The organism is Parendozoicomonas verongulae, assembly GCF_009711465.1.
In the GTDB taxonomy this organism is placed as follows: Bacteria; Pseudomonadota; Gammaproteobacteria; order Pseudomonadales; family Endozoicomonadaceae; genus Sansalvadorimonas; species Sansalvadorimonas verongulae.
The window spans coordinates 1-391 of record NZ_SMME01000229.1 but is presented as its reverse complement, the minus strand read 5'-3'; the positions used below and the strand labels follow the sequence as shown (position 1 = coordinate 391).

Here is a 391-nt window from a genome sequence, read left to right as displayed (position 1 = left end):
ACCATACTCTGATAGTGCACGGACTGTATGATGCAACAAGCCAGGAGATGCTCAGTCTATCCAGCAACAGGCGATCAGCGTCTTAAACACCAGCATACCAAGAGGCCGCCAGCCACGTTCTATCATCTGTATTCTTTTTATTGGAAGGATGGGAAGGATGGGAATAGTGTTCAGGCTGAACTTTATTGTCACCAGTCTCTGCATAGCGATCAGCCTGTCTTCATCTGACACCTTTGCAGTAAAAGTCAAAAGTCAGCCAATCCGCTCTATTCAATCACGGCCACTTGATGTGATCTCTACAGGGAGCATTGCACTACAAACTACGGACAGCACAGATATTCATCCCCACAAAACAACAGTCTGTGTCATAGACAGAGCAACCGAACACCAC

General features: G+C 46.8%; 1 protein-coding gene. It reads left to right on the top strand.

The window, feature by feature from the left end; genetic code table 11:
• Positions 1 to 157 precede the first annotated feature (157 nt).
• Positions 158 to 391: hypothetical protein (locus E1189_RS24310; RefSeq protein ID WP_230459825.1), on the top strand; the 234-nt coding region annotated here is incomplete at its 3' end.